This window comes from Rhodococcus sp. MH15, from assembly GCF_019266045.1.
Taxonomy (GTDB): domain Bacteria; phylum Actinomycetota; class Actinomycetes; order Mycobacteriales; family Mycobacteriaceae; genus Rhodococcus_F; species Rhodococcus_F qingshengii.
Genome location: NZ_LPNP01000085.1, coordinates 12,849 through 32,155 on the forward strand (window position 1 = coordinate 12,849; position 19,307 = coordinate 32,155).

Below are 19,307 nucleotides of genomic sequence, written 5' to 3' on the forward strand. Positions count from 1 at the left end.
ACAAAAGAGAGCACTGCTCTTGACAGCACCGAGGCGCGGGTGCATTCTTGAAAACGAGAGCAGTGCTCTCAGTTCACTCGAAACAAGAAGGAGCACACCATGTCGAACCTCGAAATCGTCACCGGAGCAGGACCCGTCGGATCCGCCGTCGCATTACAGCTCGCCGAGCAGGGAATCAACGTCCGGCTCCTGACCAGGTCCGGCAGCGGGCCCGAGCACCCGCTGATCGACCGCCGACGCGTCGACGTCTCGGACGCCGAGGCCCTGCGCTCGGTCAGCGAGGGCGCCACGGCCATCTACCACTGCATCCACGCTGCTTACAACGCAGCCGATTGGGAGCGGGAACTCCCGGCGGCCGAGAAGGTTGTGCTCGACGCGGCCGCATCCATCGGTGCCGTCGTGGTCTTCCCCGAAAGCCTCTACGCCTACAACTCCGACACCCTGATGACCGAATCCGATCCACGCAACGCCACCGGTGGCAAGCGCGGCGTGCGCACCGCGCTGCTGCGCGCTCGCGAGGCCTCTGCAACACCCACCGTCAGCGTCGTGGCCTCGGACTTCTTCGGTCCCCGCGTCCGCACCGCCCACGCGGGCGAGCGCATGGTTCCGAAAGTCATGGCAGGTAAGAAGATTCGTGTCATCGGTTCCGCAGATCAGCCGCACTCCTTCACCTACATCCCCGATCTCGCAGCAGCGATGATCGCGGCGGCACACAACCCCGAACTTTGGAACTCCGTCCTCCACGCACCCACCGGCCCCGCGCTCACTCAGCGCAAGATCGCCGAGGCCTTCGCCCGCGCCGCCGGGGCATCCCCCGCCAAGGTGGGTGTACTCCCCGCCTGGGTGCTCGACGCCGTCGGCAAGATCAACACCGACAGCCGCGAACTCGCTGAGATGAACTACCAGTTCACCAAGCCGTTCGTCATGGACTCGAGCGCCAGCGAAGTGCTGCTCGGACTCTCGCCGACGCCGCTCGATCAGGCCGCCGAAGCGACCGTCGCGTGGTGGCGCGAGGAACAGGCTCGCGCCGCTGCTGCCTGAACCTGCAGGTGGGGGCTCTTGACGCAAGAACGGAACGGGTGTTCACTTCTTCACATGGCCTATCGCCGCACTCCGGCAGTACAGGAAAGATTGGACGCACAACGCGCCCGGCTGCTCGAGGCCGCCACGACGGCAGTGGCAACCCACGGCTATGCGGGATGTTCCATCGCCGCGGTGGCCAAGAACGCCGGCGTCGGCACCGGGACGCTGTATCGACATTTCGACGGCAAGGGCGAATTGTTCGCCGAAGTGTTCCAATCAGTCTGCAGCCGTGAGGTATCCGCAGCTCGGGACGCCGGAGACAGCGCCCGACATCTGGAAGGCAACCACCGCTCCGCTGTATCAGCGTCAGTTCGGACCTTCGCCGAACGTGCCATGCGCGCACCGGTTCTCGCCTATGCACTGCTGGTGGAACCGGTAGATCCTCTCGTCGACGAACAGCGGTTGATGTTTCGCGAATCGTTCCGCGATTGCCTGGCCACCGCAATTCGCTCAGCAGTCGAATCCGGTGAGATACCGCCACAGGACGCCACTCTGACGGCAGCGTGCATCGTCGGGGCAATCGGCGAGGCCCTGATCCTTCCACTGCGCGGCGGCACCACCGATCCCGCTGCGATCGACGCCATTCTCGCCTTCACCCTTCGATCGTTAGGGAGCTTCGATGACACCCACGCATGAAGTCACCAATCAGGTTCCGCCCCTGATCGATTACGACGCAGCCGAATACGCGCCGCTTCTCGAGGCACTGCAACGTGAAGGAGCTTCGGACGCACTCGAGGAGGTTCATCAGGTTGGAATCCGCGCCGGAAGCGCGCAGGCCCAGGAGTGGGGCGATCTGGCCGAGGAGCACCCACCTGTCCTGAGAACCCACGACCGCTACGGCAACCGTATCGACGAGGTCCGCTACGACCCCGCCTATCACCAACTCATGAGCACCGCAGTGGAATTGGGACTGCACGGCGCTCCGTGGGTTGACCCGAAACCACACGCACACCTCGTCCGCGCCGCGAAGATGGCCGTGTGGGGTCAAACCGACGCCGGTCACGGCTGTCCCATCTCCATGACGTACGCCGTGATCCCCGCGCTGCGGCACAACGCGGATCTGGCCGCGCAGTACGAACCCCTCCTGACCACGCGGCACTACGATTCGGCGCTGAAAGCTCCCCTCATCAAACCCGGATTGATCGCCGGTATGTCGATGACGGAAAAACAGGGCGGTTCGGATGTTCGTGCCGGAACCACAAGGGCAGTGCCACAATCCGACGGTAGCTATCTCCTGACAGGCCACAAGTGGTTCACCTCCGCACCGATGTCGGACGTGTTCCTCGTCCTCGCTCAGGCGCCGGGCGGTCTGTCGTGCTTCTTCCTTCCTCGGGTCCTGCCGGACGGCTCGCTCAACAACATGTACCTGCAGCGTCTGAAGGACAAGTTGGGAAATCATTCCAACGCGAGCAGCGAGGTCGAGTACCGCGACGCTCTCGCCTGGATGGTGGGCGAGGAAGGCCGGGGCGTGCGCACCATCATCGAGATGGTCAACATGACCCGGTTGGACTGCACGATCGGCACGGCCACCGGCATGCGCGTCGGCACCATGCAGGCAGTTCACCACGCGACGCATCGAAGTGCTTTCGGCGCCAACCTGATCGACCGACCCTTGATGCGAAACGTTCTGGCAGATCTGGCGGTGGAATCGGAAGCGTCGACCACCGTGGCGATGTGGCTGGCCGCTCTGACCGACCGCGCAACCGCAGGCGATGCCCACGCCAGCGCACTACGACGCATTTCGTTGGCCGTGAGTAAGTACTTCGTCTGCAAGCGCGGACCGATCCACGCTGCCGAGGCACTCGAGTGTCTGGGCGGAAACGGATACGTGGAGGAATCCCGGATGCCGCGCCTCTATCGCGAGGCTCCGCTGCTTTCGGTGTGGGAGGGTTCCGGCAACGTCGCGGCGCTCGACACACTGCGGGCGATGGCCAAGCAACCCGAAACACTGCAGGTGTTCTTCGACGAGCTGAGACGAGCCAGTGGAGTGGACGGCCACTTCGATCAGGCCGTGCGGGATCTCCAGGCGGCTTTCGGCGATTTCGACGACATCGAATACCGGGCACGAAAGATCGTCGGCGACATGGCGCTCGCGCTGCAGGCCTCGCTGTTGCTCCGCTACGGGCACCCCGCGGTGGCCGACGCGTTCTGCGCGAGTCGGCTCGGAAACAGCTGGGGGAGTGTGTTCGGAACGCTGCCGAGGGGCGTCGACGTCGCGCCGATCCTCGAGCGGGCCACCGTCAAGATCGGCGCCTGACCCACCCACTACAGTTTCCGCTTATGAACCGAGCCTCGAACCGCCGCGAGGCCTGGCAGCGCGTACTGCACACCCTGCGTGAATCACCCGGCCTCGGAAGGCTGGCGCTCGTCCGCTTTTCCAGCCAGTTCGGCGACGGAATGTTCCAGGCCGCGCTCGGCGGCGCTATCCTCTTCAACCCGGAACGCGAAACCGATCCGGTGGCGATAGCGGCCGGCTTTGCCGTACTGCTCCTTCCTTATTCGGTGATCGGCCCCTTTGCCGGCGCTCTGCTGGATCGTTGGGACCGCCGCCTGGTGCTCCTGTGGGCGAGCGTGCTCCGCGGGCTCTTCATCCTGACCACTGCGGTGCTGCTGGTCGCCGGCGGCGGTGACACTCTGTTGTTGACCTGTGCGCTTGCTGCAATCGGAGTCAGTCGCTTCGTCGGGGCAGGCGTATCCGCAGCCCTGCCGAAGGTCGTCCGGCAATCGTGGCTGGTGGCAACCAATTCCGTTCTCACAACCGCTGGTTCGGTGATAGCAGCCTTGGGTGCTTCGGCGGCGGTGGCGATCATCGGTGTGATCGGCGCGGGCGATCGAGCGTCAGGCGCCGCCGTGGCCATCGCAGCACTGGGATCAGTGATCGCGGCCCTCGCCGCGGCCAGGTTCACGGCCCGCTCACTTGGTCCGGTCGCCGACGAAGTGGTCCGCGCCAGTGCCGTCCGTTCGGTGACGGCCGGACTGCGCACCGGGGCAACCGCTGTCTGGGAGGCGCCCGGCGTCACCACGGCGATGATCGGAATCGGAGCGCACCGCATCTGCTTCGGCATCAACACCCTCATCATGGTGCTGGTCCTACGCGACACCTCGAACGGCTCCCAATTACCCGGAGGGATGGCCGGATTCGGCGTCGCCGTCGGCGCCACGGCAATCGGAATGCTGATCGCGGCATTGATCACACCGTTCCTCATCCCGCGGATCGGTCGCTCACGGACGATCACCTACGCCCTGGTGTGCGCGGTTCTCGTCCAGCTCGTCTTCGTGACCACGCTGACTCAGGGGTCGCTGCTGATCGCCGCTTTCCTGCTCGGCATCGCCGGCCAGTCCGTGAAACTCAGCGGCGACGCGGCCATGCAGATCGACATCGACGACGACCGTCGAGGTCAGGTATTCGCCCTGCAGGACACCGTGTTCAACGTCGCGTTCATCGGTGCGATCGCGGCAGCGTCGACGGTGATCGCACCCGACGGCAAGAGCGTCGGCCTGGCCGTTGCCGGTGCGGGTGTCTATGCCGCCGGATTGTCAGCGGTGCTGATCAACCGCAAGAAACGAGAAACTAGCCCTGCTGGGTAGCCCACCACTTCAGCAGTTCGGCCTCGGCCTCGTCACGCTCGAGCGGGCCGCGATCCAGACGTAGTTCCTTGAGGAACGTCCATGCCTTGCCCACCTGCGGGCCGGCCGGGATGTTGAGCAGTTCCATGATGGCGTTGCCGTCGAGGTCCGGACGCACCCGAGCAAGGTCTTCCTGCTCGGCGATGCGCGCGATCCGCTCTTCGATGTCGTCGTACGTGGCCTGCAGCTGCGCGGCGCGACGCTTGTTGCGTGTGGTGCAGTCGGCCCGCACGAGCTTGTGCAAGCGGGGGAGCAGCTCGCCCGCGTCGGTGACGTACCGCCGCACCGCCGAGTCGGTCCACTGTCCCTTGCCGTAGCCGTGAAAACGCAAGTGCAGGAACACGAGCTGTGAGACGTCGTCGACCATCTGCTTCGAGAACTTCAGTGCCCGCATGCGCTTGCGCACCAGCTTGGCGCCGACCACCTCGTGGTGGTGGAAGCTGACCCCACCGCCAGGCTCGTTACGCTTGGTATCCGGCTTTCCGATGTCGTGAAGCAGTGCTGCCCAACGCAATACAAGGTCCGGATCGCCTTCTTCGAGATCGATCGCCTGCTGGAGCACCGTGAGGGAGTGCTGGTAGACGTCCTTGTGCTGGTGATGCTCGTCGATCTCGAGCTTCATCTGCGGAACCTCGGGCAGCACGTATGCAGCCAGTCCGGAGTCGACCATCATGTTGATGCCGTCCACCGGGTACATGCCCAGCATCAGTTTGTTCAGCTCCACCTGCACACGCTCGGCGGTGATTCGCTCGATCTGCGACGCCATCTCCTTGATGGCCTCGAAAACACGATTGTTCAACGTGAAACCAAGCTGCGAGACGAACCGGGCAGCACGCAGCATCCGCAGCGGATCGTCGTTGAACGAGTTTTCCGGCGCCGACGGCGTATCGAGCTCTCCGGCCAACAGCGCGTCCATGCCGTTCAACGGATCGACAAACGTGTAGGAACCGTCCGCGCCGATCTTCATCGCCATCGCGTTGACGGTGAAATCGCGGCGCACCAGATCGTCGGCCAACGTCGTGCCGTACTCGACTATCGGATTACGAGAGACGCGATCGTAAGCGTCGGCCCGGAAGGTCGTGATCTCGATCTCCTGGCCGTGCTTGATGGCGCTGATGGTCCCGAACTCGATGCCCGTGTCCCACTGCTTGTCCACCCAGCCCTTGAGCAGAGCCTGAACCTTCTCCGGCCTGGCGTCCGTCGTGAAGTCCAGATCGCCACTGAAGCGGCCGAGGATCGCGTCGCGAACACTGCCACCCACCAGGAACAGCTCGTGACCGGCCGCAGCAAAACGCTCACCGAGCGGGTTCAACACGTCGGACAACGTGCCGAGCGTTGCGGTGGCGTCGGCAAGCAGTCGTAGGCGGCGATCAGCGTCGGAGGTAGGGACAGTCACGTGAAAGGAGCTTACTTAAGGTGCGCAAATAGCAGAACGCGCATACGAACGCGATAGACCGCTTTGCGCGGGTTACCGGGCAACGCTGCAACGCCAACTAGTATCGATGAGGTGTCTGGTGCCGAACGAACAAACAGGAGTCGCCGCAACCCGCGGCGTCGACCTGCCGTCGGCAACCCCGATAAACCTTTGATGCGAACCGTCCGTGAAACTTCTGCGGGCGGCTTGGTCGTCGACGGCTGGGGAGGACCCCCGGAACGCCTCTGCGCTGCACTGATCGGCCGAACCGACCGCCGCGGACGCCTGCTCTGGTCGCTACCGAAGGGCCATATCGAACAAGGTGAGACCGCTGAGCAGACCGCGATGCGTGAGGTCGAAGAAGAAACCGGTATCCAGGGAACCGTCCTGGCACCGCTGGGCAGCATCGACTACTGGTTCGTGACCGAAGGTCGACGCGTCCACAAGACCGTGCACCACTATCTCCTCCGCTTTCTCGGCGGTGAACTCTCCGACGAGGACATCGAGGTCACCGAAGTCGCTTGGGTGCCGCTGACGGAATTGCACTCGCGCCTCGCATACGCCGACGAGCGCAAACTCGCAGAACTCGCGTCCCAGATGATCGCCGAGATGCCGCGAACGGAAATACGGCAAGAACAGCGCCCGAAGGAACCGGACGCCGGATGAGAATGGCACTGCGGCGGGCCGGTGTGGCCGCTCTGGTGATGGCCGCTGTCGGTTTCGGGCCTGCAACGACGGCCGTCGCATGGGCAGCGCCGTCCAGCCAGCCCAGTGAGCGCGCCCCGGCGCGAAACACCAACGATGCCAAATTTCTGCAGCTGACCATCGACTCCACCGCACCGACCACGGTGACGACCACCAGCGACCGCAACGTCGTGGTCAAGGGCACGGTGAAGAACGTCGGTGACCGTCCCGTCGAGGACGTCGGAGTGAGGCTGCAACGTGCTCCCGCGATCGACTCCAGTTCGGACGTGCGCGCAGCACTCGATTTCGACCAGGCTGTTTTCGACACGGTCGGCGAATTCGACACCGTCGCCACCACCCTCGACACCGGCCAGTCCAAGCAGTTCACGCTCACCCTGCCGCTCCGGAGCACAACCGGGTTGTCCCTCGACATCACCGAACCCGGCGTCTACCCGATGCTCGTCAACGTGAACGGGACCCCGGAGTACGGCGGTGCCGCCCGACTCGACGACGCACGCTTCTTGCTCCCCGTCCTCGGTGTGCCGGCCGCAGCCGAATCGAACGCCACAGCCGGAACCCCCAGTTCGTCCGCCACGGCCGTCGTTCCCCCCGACACGTCCGCCCCGATCGGCGTCACGCTCATGTGGCCGCTGGCCGACGCGCCACGACTCGTCGGCGGAATCCCCGGCGCGGTCAACGAGCCCGTACGCCTGATCGACGACGAACTTGCCACCGAACTTTCCGACGGCGGCCGTCTGGACGCGTTGGTCGATGCGGTGGAGAACGCCACCAAGCCCGAGAGCGATACCGATCGCCGCGTCACGGATGCGCTCTGCCTGGCAATCGACCCCGACCTTCTGATCACCGTCGAGAACATGACTCGCGGATACCTCGTGGCCGACAACTCGTCCGACCCCACCGGGCCGTCGCACGAAGGCCGCGGCAGCGACGCCGCCAACCAGTGGCTCGGCCGGGTGAAGACGCTCGCGTCCTCGATGTGCACGACGGCGGTTCCGTTCGCGCAGTCCGATCTCGCCGCGGTCACCTCGGTGGCCAATCCGGAGTTGACGGCTACCGCGCTCACACGGCCGGCGGACATCGTCGACAACATCCTCGGCGTGACCTCACTGCGAGATTTCGTCTGGCCGGATTCGGGTGTCCTCGACTCGGCCACCGCAGAGGTGCTGAGCGTGAATCCCACCACAGCGATGGTGGCTGACACTTCCGTCGACTCGGCAGCTCCGCAGCTGTCGTCGCGGATAACCGGCTCACTCGACGCGCTTGCCTTCGACACCTCGGCGGCAGCGGCGCTGGCCGCCACCGGCTCGGAGCCGCAGGTCCCGTCGTACATCCCCGACGACACCGCGCCGACCATCGACATCGAATCGCGCAGCGCCCGGCGTCAGGACGCGCTGGGGGCGATGGCCTGGGCCGCGCTGACGCCGACGTCGCTGCCGCGCAATCAGATCTTCGCGCCGCCGCAACTGTGGACCGCCGACAGCAACGACGCCACGGCGGTGCTCTCGATGCTCGCGACCCTCATCCGGTCCGGGCTCGCCTCACCTCAGGCCCTGCCGGCACTGCTCGGCAGGCAACCGGGCGCGACGGACGCCGCCACTCTCGACTACCCGGACCGGGCTACCCAGGACGGTCCGCAAACGTCCGTCGTCGAGACCGCAACCACCCAACTTCCGCGTATCGACGGGCTCGAAGCTTCGCTCGTGGACGATCCGGCGGCTTCGCTCACCCCCCGGGGATTCACGGCGCCGCTCCGCGAAGATCTGCTCCGTTCGATGACCTTGGCCGATCGCCGCAACGTCGACTCCGCGTCGGTCAATCGGGCGGAGCGGGCCGCGACCATCCGCGCCGACAACGTCACCGAAGCCGTCGACGGGATGTACCGGGCCGTCAGTGTGGTGTCTCCGGGCGGCGTCTACACCCTCGCGTCGGGGCAGAGTCCGCTCCTGCTGGTGGCGCGCAACGAGCTGCCCATCGCCATCAACGTCGACCTGCGTGTGGAAGCCCCACCCGAGATGCAGATCAGTGACATCGGTCCCAAACAGCTTCCGCCGCGAGGTAGCCGACAGTTGACTGTGCCCGCGGAAATGAACGATTCTCGCAAGCTGGAAGTCAACTTCTCGCTGACCACGACAGATGGCCGCCAATTGGGTACGCCGACCAGCGTGACCGTACGGTCGAATGCGTACGGTCGTCCCCTGGCCGCCGTGACGGCGACAGCGGGAGGGTTGCTGCTGTTCCTGGCAGGGCGACGGCTGTGGCATCGATTCAAGGGTCAGCCGGACCCAGCAGATGAAGGGTACGAACGCTCATGACCGGGAATCCACCCGAGGAGGGTCGCCGCTCGGCGATCACCCGCAAGAGTGCCACGACCCGCTCGCATCCTCGGATGCCACCGTGGGAGCGCGGTTACCCGATCCAGCCGGTCAACCCGGACGCACGTTTCGACGACGCACCCACCATGACCATCCCGGTGATCCGCGACTACCCCCGGTACCGCGAAGCCGAGATGGAGTTTGCCGACCGGGCGACGACCACGTCGGACGAGTTCGACACCGACGCCCATGTCCAGGTCGGGGAACGCAAGGAGACGAACTCTCGACTCCTCGCGGCAACGGGTTCCATCGCGATCGCGACGCTGACGAGCCGTATCACGGGATTCGCCAAGCAGTTGATGATCCTGATGGTCCTCGGCCCGGCCATCGCCAGTTCATTCACCGTGGCCAGCCAGATTCCGAACATGATCGCGGAACTGGTTCTGGGCGCCGTGCTGACCGCCATCGTCGTCCCCGTGTTGGTTCGCGCCGAGCGGGAGGACGCCGATCACGGCGAAGCGTTTGTCCGACGCCTCTTCACGGCGTCGCTCGTTCTACTCGGCATGGCCGCGCTGCTCGCGACCCTGGCAGCACCCGTACTCACCAAATACGTCTTCCTGTCCGAAGACGGCAAGGTCAGCACCGACCTGACCACGGCGCTGTCTTATCTGCTTCTGCCGGCAATCCTGTTCTACGGGCTGTCGGCGCTGTTCACAGCGTTTCTGAACACCAGACAGATCTTCAAGCCCGGAGCCTGGGCTCCCGTACTCAACAATGTCGTCGTCCTCGTGGTGCTCGTGGTCTATCGCCTGACTCCGGGTGAGATCTCGCTTGATCCGGTCTCGATGGGCGATGCAAAGCTGCTCACCCTCGGCATCGGCATCACCATCGGCGTCATCGTGCAGGCAGCCAGCCTGATCCCCGCGCTTCGCCGCGAGAAGATCTCGCTCAAGCCGCTGTGGGGTCTCGACGACCGCCTGCGCCAGTTCGGCGGCATGGCCGTCGCCATCGTCTTGTACGTCCTGATCAGCCAGATGGGCATGATCTTCGCGACCAAGATTTCCTCACATGCCGACGAAGCCGGCCCTGCCATCTACAGCCAGGCCTGGTTGCTCCTGCAACTCCCGTACGGCGTGCTCGGAGTGACGGTTCTGACCGCGATCATGCCGCGCCTGAGCCGCAACGCTGCGGCTGACGACACCCCGGCAGTCGTGGACGATCTGTCGGTCGCAACGCGTCTGACCATGATCACGCTGGTTCCGATCATCATGTTCCTGACCTTCATGGGTCCGCAGGTCGGTGAAGCGCTCTACGGTTACGGCCGCTTCGGACCCGAACAGGCCGAACGACTCGGCACCGCCGTGAGCTGGTCGGCATTCACGTTGATTCCGTACGCGCTGGTCCTGATCCAACTTCGTGTGTTCTACGCCCGCGAACAGGCCTGGACGCCGACGTGGATCGTTCTCGGCATCACTGCAGTGAAAATCGCTTTCTCGGCGCTCGCTCCGGTCTTCGCATCCAACAGCGATCAGGTCGTGATCCTGCTCGGTGCGGCCAACGGTCTCGGATACATCACCGGCGCCGTCATCGGCGGGTACCTCCTGCACCGCAGCCTCGGAAACCTGCAGATGGCCAACGTGGGCAAGACAGTCTGGTCCGTCGTACTCGCCTCGCTAGCCGGGTCGTTGACCATGCTCGCGGTCGACCGGGTCCTCGGATTCGATCAACTCACCGAGCGTTTCGGCGGACCTGGCTCGATGGTTCGCGTCGCCGTCGGCGGCATCCTGATGCTCGCGATCACCTTCACGATTCTCTACTTCAAGAAGGTTCCGGAAGTCCTGTCGGTAACGGTTGCGGTCTCCCGCAAGATTCGTTCACTGACAGGTCGCGCCGAACCGGACACACGTAACAACACCGACGACGACGTCACCGAGCTGATTCCTGCAATCAGAACGGAATCAAACGAGCAAGAACGACCGGGTGCGCTCCCGTACCCTGGTCATGGGCGTACAGGATCGCAACCCGCGCGTATTCGGGGACGGGCTATCGATGGAGAAGGAGCGAGGGTGAGCGACGACAACGTTTCCGGCAACAAGAGTGCCGGGACTTCTGCCGTGAAAGCGTCCGAACAGAAGTCAACGGCATCGTCGGGCACACCTGCATCCACGAGTTCCTCCGCATCTTCCGGCCAGAAGCCACAGCAGGGTCAGAAGCCACAGCAGCCCGCACAGCGACCGCAGCAGGGCCAAAGCCCGCAGGGTCAGAAGCCGCAGCCGCCGGTGCAGAAGGCCGCTCCGCCGGTACCTCCGGTCAGTGTGTCCAAGACACCTTCGGCGCCCGTGTCGAAGACACCTTCAGCACCTGTCTCGAAGACACCCGCGCCGAAGACGCCTGCTCCGGACAAGAAGGCACCCGAATCTCAGAAGACGGCTGCCGCTCAGACACCGCCCACTGCACCTCGCACACCTGCCGCCGGATCCGCATCACGACCGGCCCAGCGACCGATGCCCCGTGGACCGAAGCTCATCCCGGGCGCATCTGTCGCCGGCGGACGCTACCGTCTGCTCGCGCCGCACGGCGGAACCCGCGGACTGCAGTTCTGGGAAGCTCTCGACGTCAAGCTCGACCGTGAAGTAGCCCTGACGTTCGTCGACGCCGATCAGCGCGGTGACGACGACAGCCAGTCCGGACCGCAGGCAGTTCTCTCACGCACTCTGCGCCTGGGACGAATCAACTCGCCCGGTCTGGCTCGCGTCCTCGACGTCGTCCGCGGAAGCTCGGGCGGCATCGTCGTCGCCGAATGGACTCCCGGCCGTTCGCTGCGTGAGATGGCCGAGACGACGCCGTCGCCGATCGGTGCGGCCCGCGCCATTCGCGCCCTCGCGGCGGCTGCCGAAGCTGCTCACCGCACCGGCGGTGCGCTGTCCATCGACCACCCGGACCGCGTTCGCATCAGCATCAACGGTGACGCCGTACTGGCGTTCCCGGCGACGCTTGCCGACGCCGATTCCACCAGCGACGTCCGCGGTCTCGGCGCCATGCTGTACTCGCTCATCACGGCGCGCTGGCCGCTGGCCGAACCGTCCGCCGGTCCCGTCGGTGGTTTGCTTCCCGCCGGCCGCGGCGCCGACGGGAACATCGTCGAGCCTCGGGTCGTCCGTCCGGAGGTTCCGTTCGACATCTCGGCCGTTGCGGTTCGAGCGTTGCAGTCGGAGAGTGGAATCCGCACTGCTGCCACCGTGCAGCACATCCTCGATCAGGCATCCGTCGTGAACGACAAGACGGAAATGATTCCGGCACTTCGTCTCGGCCACCGCGAACAGGGAGCGTCCGGTCATGCACTGAACGACCCCGAAGCCATCGAGGCCGAGAAGAAGAAGTCGACACGGATGCTCGCGGCACTGACGGCACTCGGCGTCTTCACCGTGATCGTCCTGATTCTCCTTGTGGTGTGGGTAGCGAGCTTCCTCTCGGGTGGTAGTAACGACACCCCTCTCAGCGAGCAGAGTTTCGGATTGACCACCGAAGCCACTGCGCCCGAGAACAATTCACCCGCGCCCGCACCGGCGGCGGCAACCGTGCCGGTAGCTGCCTCGGCCGTAACGGTGTTCTCACCCCAGGGCACGCCGGATCAACCGGCAACGGCCAAGAACGCCATCGACGGCAACCCGGCCACTGCGTGGTCGTCGGACTCGTACTTCCAGCCGTTCCCGTCACTGAAGAACGGTGTCGGCCTGATGGTGAGTCTTGCCGATGCCGCCAACCTGAAGAACGTTGCGATCACGTCTGATTCGCCGGGAACCGTCGTTGAAATCCGTTCTGCCCCTTCTGCGAATACTTCACTGGATCAGACCAAGGAAATCGGATCGGGTGTCCTGAAGAACGGTGTGACCGACATTCCAGTCACTTCGGATGGCTCGGGTCAGTATGTCCTGGTTTGGATTACGCAGCTCAGCACCGAATCCGGACAAAACCAGACATCCATCTCGGAGATTGCTTTCACTGCTGCAAAGTGATCGCCCTTGGCCCTTCTGAAACCTACCGACTGGGCTAATATCCGCCCGTGCACAGTTATCGGGGGGGCACCGGGGGCGGAGCCGGAAATTTCGAATCCAGAAGTCTCGAGAACAAGAATCTCGAGGCGACGGATTTCGAATTGTTGACCGCTCATGTCGCGGGCGATCGACACGCGTTCCGTGAACTACTGCTCCGGCATCAGGATCATCTATGGCACGTTGCCCGGCGTACGAGCTACTCGGACGAGGACGCGGCCGACGCGCTCCAGGAAGGCCTGCTCTCCGCGCACCGCAAGGCGGCGAAGTTTCGCGGTGACGCGGCGGTGCGCAGCTGGCTCCACACCATCGTGGTCAATGCCTGCCTCGACCGGATCCGACGCAACAAATCGCGGGCCGCGTTTTCTCTGTCTTCCGAGAATGCGGAGGAACCCCGCGATCACCGCGATTACGCGGCAGGAGTGGACATGAGCCTGACCGTCGAACAGGCACTGGCATCGCTGCCCCCTGAGCAGCGTGCTGCCGTCGTCGCCGTCGATGTCGAGGGGTATCCGGTGGCCGAGGCCGCCGAGAGGTTGGGAGTACCCGTAGGGACCGTGAAGAGTCGCTGCGCCCGCGCGCGCAAGCGTCTCGCCGCCCAGTTGGAGGACTTTCGCGAAGGCGGGAACCATTCGTGAACCGGCCGCGTCCTATCTTGTAAGGGTCCGCACCGACTGCCGAGGGAGGGTTCATGACAGATCCGTCTGTTCGCGTTCCGTCGCCTCCGTTTTCGGAAGACCTACTCGCAGATCTTCACGCCGGGGTTCTCGATTCCGAAACCAGTGCGGCTCTGTGGCCGGTGGTACACGCAGACCCTGACGCCCATGCATTTGTCACCGCCCTTGACGGCGTCACGGCATCACTCGCGACACTGAACTCGAGCAAGGCCACTCACGAACGGATTCCGAATTCGCTTGCCGAGCGAATCAATTCGGCACTGGATCTACAGTCAGAACAGCTGGAGCCGCCAGCTGAGGCAGCTGTCGTGCCGTTCCGGCGGCGCCCACAAGCGTGGGTTCTCGGTGCCGCAGCAGCCGTGTTGGTAGCCTTCGTGATCGTTGTTGTCGGAACCCGAGATTCCGAACCTGCCGAAAGTGTTGTCGCTCAACCGAGCACACCGGCGACGTCTGCTGTCGACGATCCGGATTCGGCGTCTCTGCTCTCACTCGTCGGATCCAAAAACCTTGGACCACTGGATGATCCATCCAAACTTGCCGGATGCCTACGCGCCAACGGCATCGACGAGGGCCGGCCTCTACTCGGTTCCGGCGAGATTCGCATCGACGGGGCGCCGGCGATAGTCCTACTCTTCACTGGATCGCAGCCGCGTCAGATCACTGCACTGACTGTCGGCATCAACTGCAGCGACGGGAATCCGAATACGTTGTCGGTCAAGAACATCGGCTGACGTCGACGGTCAGCGCGGCGATGCCGCCGGGAGTAAGAGCTCGAGAATTCTCCCACGCAATGCGTCCGTATCATCCTCGACCGCTATCAGACTCGAAAACATCGCTGCCCCGGCCGCCAATACCAGCACGGCCTTGGCATCGAGCAGTGCCGATTCAGGATCTTCGGCGTTCTGAAGGAACAGTTGCGTACTCGGTCCACTGAACCCGCGCCACAATTCGTTGCGCAGGTCGTCGTGGTCGCGCAGGGCCGCCAGCAATCCTGGCGACGCGGCGCGAACCTCGGGACGGGAGAAGAGCTGAGCACTTCCCTCCACCACCCAACGGATCCAGCCGTCGCGATCGGTGCCCTCGAACGGTGTCAGGTCCGGTGTCGCCCCCAGGATCGACCCGAGAACAAGATGTGCCTTCGACGGCCATCGCCGCGACATCGAGGCTCGGCTGACCCCTGCCCGTGCCGCGATCGCCCGGAGACTGAGTTGATCCCAACCGACCTCGAGGAGCATCGCTCGGGTGACCTCGAGGACTGTGTCGTCGATGCGTGGGTCTCGTGGGCGACCTGATCCTGTGGCATTCATCGTGTCGAATTGTCGGACAGATTGGGAGTAGGCGCTATATCGTCGTAGTTACGAGTCCACTGGCATCGTAAAGATCAGGCCGCCGCAGGAAGTTGAAAATGACCACAGCGCCCACACCGTCGATATTCGAACCCGCACGTCTCGGCCCTCTGACCTTGCGCAACCGCATCGTCAAAGCTGCAACGTTCGAAGGCGTCATGCCCCGGGGAGCGGTCTCGGACGATCTGATCAACTTCCACGCCGAGGTGGCCCGCGGCGGGGCCGCGATGACCACTGTCGCCTACTGCGCCGTCTCACCAGGTGGACGAGTCCACCGCGACACCCTTGTCATGGACGAGCGCGCGCTGCCGGGACTACGCAGACTGACCGACGCCGTCCACGCCGAAGGCGCACTTGCTGCGGCGCAGATCGGCCACGCGGGACTGGTCGCCAACACGCTCTCCAACAAGACGAAGACTCTGGCGCCGTCGACCCGGCTGAGTCCGCCCGCGATGGGCCTCGTCAAGGGCGCGACACTCGCCGAACTCGACGGTGTCGTCTCCGACTTCGAACGGACCGCTCGCGTCGCCGTGGACGCAGGATTCGACGCCATCGAGGTCCATCTCGGCCACAACTACCTCCTCAGTTCGTTCATGAGCCCCAATCTGAACAAGCGCCACGATCGATACGGTGGCAGCGTCGCCAAGCGCGCCGAGTATCCGCGTCGAGTCGTCGAAGCGGTGCGACGGGCCGCTGGATCCAGCGTGGCGGTCACCGCGAAATTCAACATGTCCGATGGGGTGCCGAAAGGTCTGTGGCTCGACCAGAGCCTGCCGATCGCCCAGATCCTCGAAGCCGACGGCCATCTGGACGCGATGCAATTGACCGGTGGTAGTTCACTTCTCAACGGAATGTACTTCTTCCGCGGCGAGGTCCCACTGGCTGAGTTTGTCGCCTCCCAACCCAAACTCGTCGGGTACGGGCTGAAGTTCTACGGTCCCAAACTCTTTCCGACGTACCCGTTCGAGGAGGGCTTCTTCCTGCCCTTCGCCCGTCAGTTCCGACAGGCGCTGAGGATGCCACTGATCCTGCTCGGCGGCATCAACCGCGTCGACACCATCGAGCACGCACTGGATGAAGGCTTCGAATTCGTCGCCATGGCGCGTGCGCTCCTCAGGGACCCACAACTGGTCAACAAATTCCAAGCCGAGAGCGTCGACGAGGGGTTGTGTATCCACTGCAACAAGTGCATGCCCACCATCTACACCGGCACGCGCTGTGTGGTTCGGGACGCGCTTGTGGTTCGGGAGGCACCGCGCCCCGCCCCGTGAGTCCCGCGCTGTGAGCTGCCGGCTGTGAGCCACTTTCCAGCGGAGTGCGGGAACAACACCCCTTATCCTGGTGTTGATCGGTACGGCTCTCCAAGAAGCGGAGGGTCTGCACTCACTATTGGAAGGCTCGCATGACCACCCAGCTGGAAAACACGCCCGCGGTCCATGACGTCATCATTGTCGGTTCCGGACCGGCCGGATACACCGCTGGTGTCTACACCGCGCGCGCTGAGCTCCAGCCCCTGCTGTTCGAGGGAACCCAGTTCGGTGGCGCCCTCATGACCACCACCGAGGTCGAGAACTTCCCCGGATTCCGCGAAGGAATCATGGGCCCCGACCTGATGGAACAGATGCGTGAGCAGGCACTTCGCTTCGATACCGACATCCGCACCGAGGACGTCGAAGAGATCGACCTCAGCGGCCCGATCAAGACGGTCGTCGCGAACGGCGAAACGTACGCCGCGCACGCGATCATCCTCGCCATGGGCGCGGCAGCCCGTTACCTCGGCATTCCCGGTGAAGAACGCCTCCTCGGCCGCGGCGTCAGCGCCTGCGCCACCTGCGACGGCTTCTTCTTCCGTGACCAGGACATCGTCGTGGTCGGCGGCGGCGACTCCGCGATGGAAGAGGCAACATTCCTGACCCGCTTCGCTCGCTCGGTCACCCTGGTGCACCGCCGCGAGGAATTCCGCGCCTCACGGATCATGCTCGAGCGCGCCAAGGCCAACGAGAAGATCCGCTTCCTGACCAACGCGGAGCCCGTCGAGGTCCTCGGCGAGAACAGCGTCACCGGGCTCGTCGTTCGTGACACCGTCACGGGTGAGACCTCCACACTCGAGATCACCGGCATGTTCGTCGCCATCGGCCATGACCCGCGCAGTGAGCTCGTCAAGGGCCAGGTCGATCTCGACGACGCCGGATACGTGCGCGTCGCTCCCGGTTCCACCGCGACCTCCGTCGACGGCGTCTTCGCTGCCGGTGACCTGGTCGATCACACGTACCGCCAGGCGATCACCGCTGCCGGCACCGGATGCTCCGCAGCAATCGACGCCGAACGCTGGCTGGCCGACCGCGGCGACATCACCGCCAACACGCTCGACGCAGCCGGCCACACGGTCGACGTCGTCGGCGCTCCCTGATTCATCAAGCTGTCGAACCCAACCCTCGAGGAGTAACAGTGTCGAATACCGTCACCATCACCGACGATTCCTTCAAGCAGGACGTCCTGGGCAGCGACAAGCCCGTTCTGGTCGATTTCTGGGCAACCTGGTGCGGCCCGTGCAAGATGGTCGCCCCGGTACTCGAGGAGATCGCCGGCGAGAACAGCGAGAAGCTGACCGTCGCGAAGCTCGACATCGACGCCAACCCGGCGGCCGCCCGCGATTTCCAGGTCATGTCGATCCCGACGATGATCCTGTTCAAGGACGGCAAGCCGATCAAGACGATCGTCGGCGCCAAGGGCAAGGCCGCACTGCTCAAGGACCTCGCAGACGTTCTCTGACGGCTGGATGAGCATCGTGGATTCTCGCAATCCACAGAATTTCTGAGATAATCGATCGATGTGCCTGATCGGGTCTACGACCAGGCACATCGATCGAATTCGTTAACCGATCCGAGAGGCTTTCACGCATGCACAGACTCCGACACGGCGATCACGGCCCGGCCGTCGCCGAGATTCGGGGCACATTGACGAAGCTGGGATACCTCCATCACGGAACTTCCGTTATTCGACGTGAAAGCGCCGACGGTGCCCACTGGGTTGCACCCGACGCCATCTTCGATCATCAACTCGACAGCGCCGTTCGCGCCTTCCAGCAGCAGCGTGGGCTCCTTGTCGACGGCATCGTGGGCCCGGCCACCTATCGGTCACTTCGCGAGGCCTCGTACCGCCTGGGCGCCCGTACGTTGATTTACCAGCTTTCTGCGCCGCTGTACGGCGACGACGTCGCAGCTCTGCAGGCCAAATTGCAGGACCTCGGCTTCTACGCAGGTCGGGTCGACGGTTTCTTCGGCCCGCAGACCCACGAATCTCTCTCGTCTTTCCAGCGTGAAATCGGGATTGCCGCCGACGGTATCTGCGGACCGCAGACACTCCGTTCGCTGGAACTTCTGGGAACCCGCGTCACCGGTGGTTCCCCACATGCGATCAGCGAAGAGGAACTGGTGCGGCGCAAGGGCCCGCAACTGGGCGGCAAGCGCATCGTCATCGATCCAGGCCTCGGTGGTCCGTCCACCGGCACCATCGTCAACGGCATCTCCGAAGCCGACATCCTGTGGGATCTGGCTATGCGCCTCGAGGGGCGGATGGCAGCAACCGGGATGGAAACCTTCCTCTCCCGCCCGCACAACGCCGATCCGAGCGAGGCCGAGCGCGCGCTGACGTCCAACGCATTCGACGCCGATCTGATGATCTCCCTGCGCTGCGACAGCAACTCGAGCCCGTCGGCGAACGGCGTCGCGAGCTTCCACTTCGGAAATTCGCACGGTTCGGTCTCGATGATCGGGCAGGTGTTGACCGGTTTCGTTCAGCGCGAGATCGTTGCGCGAACTCCGTTGCGGGACTGCAGAACTCACGGTCGAACGTGGGAGTTGTTGCGCCTGACCAACATGCCGACGGTACAGATCGATCTCGGCTACCTGTCCAACGCGTCCGACGTTGCGGTACTGACGAATCCGCGGATGCGTGACACCATCGCCGAAGCCATCTTGATCTCGGTCAAGCGGCTGTACCTACTGGGTCAAGACGATCAGCCGACCGGCACCTTCACCTTCGCCGAGCTTCTCGCAGAAGAACTTTCGGTAGCCGACCGCATTTCGTAG

General features: G+C 64.2%; 15 protein-coding genes. 13 read left to right on the forward strand and 2 right to left on the reverse strand.

Annotated elements, in window-relative coordinates:
* Positions 1 to 99 precede the first annotated feature (99 nt).
* The 4 genes from ATN37_RS31685 to ATN37_RS31700 are packed head-to-tail and all read left to right on the forward strand — an operon-like array spanning position 100 to position 4,671.
* Complete coding sequence (locus ATN37_RS31685; protein WP_218696089.1) at positions 100 to 1,041, forward strand: NAD-dependent epimerase/dehydratase family protein; 942 nt, start codon at positions 100 to 102, stop codon at positions 1,039 to 1,041.
* 54 nt (positions 1,042 to 1,095) lie between these two features.
* Entirely contained in the window at positions 1,096 to 1,719 is a 624-nt protein-coding gene (locus ATN37_RS31690) for a TetR/AcrR family transcriptional regulator (protein WP_042924289.1), read from the forward strand.
* Positions 1,703 to 3,340, forward strand: coding sequence for an acyl-CoA dehydrogenase family protein (locus ATN37_RS31695; protein ID WP_218696090.1), 1,638 nt, complete (start codon positions 1,703 to 1,705; stop codon positions 3,338 to 3,340). The genes ATN37_RS31690 and ATN37_RS31695 overlap by 17 nt, the downstream gene beginning before the upstream one ends.
* A gap of 23 nt (positions 3,341 to 3,363) precedes the next feature.
* Positions 3,364 to 4,671, forward strand: a complete 1,308-nt coding sequence (locus tag ATN37_RS31700) for an MFS transporter (protein WP_058037557.1) — start codon at positions 3,364 to 3,366, stop codon at positions 4,669 to 4,671.
* Here ATN37_RS31700 and ATN37_RS31705 read toward each other — a convergent pair.
* Positions 4,655 to 6,106 carry a CCA tRNA nucleotidyltransferase gene (locus ATN37_RS31705; protein WP_003942535.1) on the reverse strand — a complete coding sequence of 484 codons (1,452 nt, stop codon included), beginning with the start codon at positions 6,104 to 6,106 and terminating at the stop codon, positions 4,655 to 4,657. The genes ATN37_RS31700 and ATN37_RS31705 overlap by 17 nt on opposite strands.
* Before the next feature lie 111 nt (positions 6,107 to 6,217).
* Here ATN37_RS31705 and ATN37_RS31710 point away from each other — a divergent pair, with 111 nt between their 5' ends.
* Genes ATN37_RS31710 through ATN37_RS31730 form a run of 5 tightly spaced genes read left to right on the forward strand, consistent with a single transcriptional unit; the run spans position 6,218 to position 14,601 of the window.
* Positions 6,218 to 6,790 carry an NUDIX hydrolase gene (locus ATN37_RS31710; RefSeq protein ID WP_030537486.1) on the forward strand — a complete coding sequence of 191 codons (573 nt, stop codon included), beginning with the start codon at positions 6,218 to 6,220 and terminating at the stop codon, positions 6,788 to 6,790.
* The gene (locus ATN37_RS31715; RefSeq protein ID WP_058037556.1) at positions 6,787 to 9,141 is read left to right on the forward strand and encodes a DUF6049 family protein; all 2,355 of its coding nucleotides are present in this window, start codon (positions 6,787 to 6,789) and stop codon (positions 9,139 to 9,141) included. The genes ATN37_RS31710 and ATN37_RS31715 overlap by 4 nt, the downstream gene beginning before the upstream one ends.
* A complete protein-coding gene (locus ATN37_RS31720) occupies positions 9,138 to 13,157 on the forward strand; it encodes a lipid II flippase MurJ (RefSeq protein WP_218696091.1) in 4,020 nt (1,339 codons plus the stop codon). The genes ATN37_RS31715 and ATN37_RS31720 overlap by 4 nt, the downstream gene beginning before the upstream one ends.
* A gap of 47 nt (positions 13,158 to 13,204) precedes the next feature.
* Positions 13,205 to 13,831, forward strand: coding sequence for an RNA polymerase sigma factor SigM (sigM, locus tag ATN37_RS31725; RefSeq protein ID WP_082931277.1), 627 nt, complete (start codon positions 13,205 to 13,207; stop codon positions 13,829 to 13,831).
* A gap of 53 nt (positions 13,832 to 13,884) precedes the next feature.
* Positions 13,885 to 14,601, forward strand: a complete 717-nt coding sequence (locus ATN37_RS31730; protein ID WP_064075697.1) for a hypothetical protein — start codon at positions 13,885 to 13,887, stop codon at positions 14,599 to 14,601.
* Positions 14,602 to 14,610: 9 nt separating this feature from the next.
* Here the strand turns inward: ATN37_RS31730 and ATN37_RS31735 are convergent, their stop codons facing one another.
* Entirely contained in the window at positions 14,611 to 15,177 is a 567-nt protein-coding gene (locus ATN37_RS31735; RefSeq protein WP_042920755.1) for a helix-turn-helix domain-containing protein, read from the reverse strand.
* A gap of 98 nt (positions 15,178 to 15,275) precedes the next feature.
* Here ATN37_RS31735 and nox point away from each other — a divergent pair, with 98 nt between their 5' ends.
* From nox to ATN37_RS31755, 4 genes are all read left to right on the forward strand, one after another.
* On the forward strand, positions 15,276 to 16,487 hold the full coding sequence (gene nox, locus ATN37_RS31740) for a 4,4'-dithiodibutanoate disulfide reductase (protein WP_007729131.1): 1,212 nt from the start codon (positions 15,276 to 15,278) through the stop codon (positions 16,485 to 16,487).
* A gap of 131 nt (positions 16,488 to 16,618) precedes the next feature.
* A complete protein-coding gene (gene trxB / locus ATN37_RS31745; RefSeq protein ID WP_003942521.1) occupies positions 16,619 to 17,626 on the forward strand; it encodes a thioredoxin-disulfide reductase in 1,008 nt (335 codons plus the stop codon).
* Between the two features lie 38 nt (positions 17,627 to 17,664).
* The gene (gene trxA / locus ATN37_RS31750; RefSeq protein WP_003942530.1) at positions 17,665 to 17,988 is read left to right on the forward strand and encodes a thioredoxin; all 324 of its coding nucleotides are present in this window, start codon (positions 17,665 to 17,667) and stop codon (positions 17,986 to 17,988) included.
* Positions 17,989 to 18,116: 128 nt separating this feature from the next.
* Positions 18,117 to 19,307 carry an N-acetylmuramoyl-L-alanine amidase gene (locus ATN37_RS31755; protein WP_218696092.1) on the forward strand — a complete coding sequence of 397 codons (1,191 nt, stop codon included), beginning with the start codon at positions 18,117 to 18,119 and terminating at the stop codon, positions 19,305 to 19,307.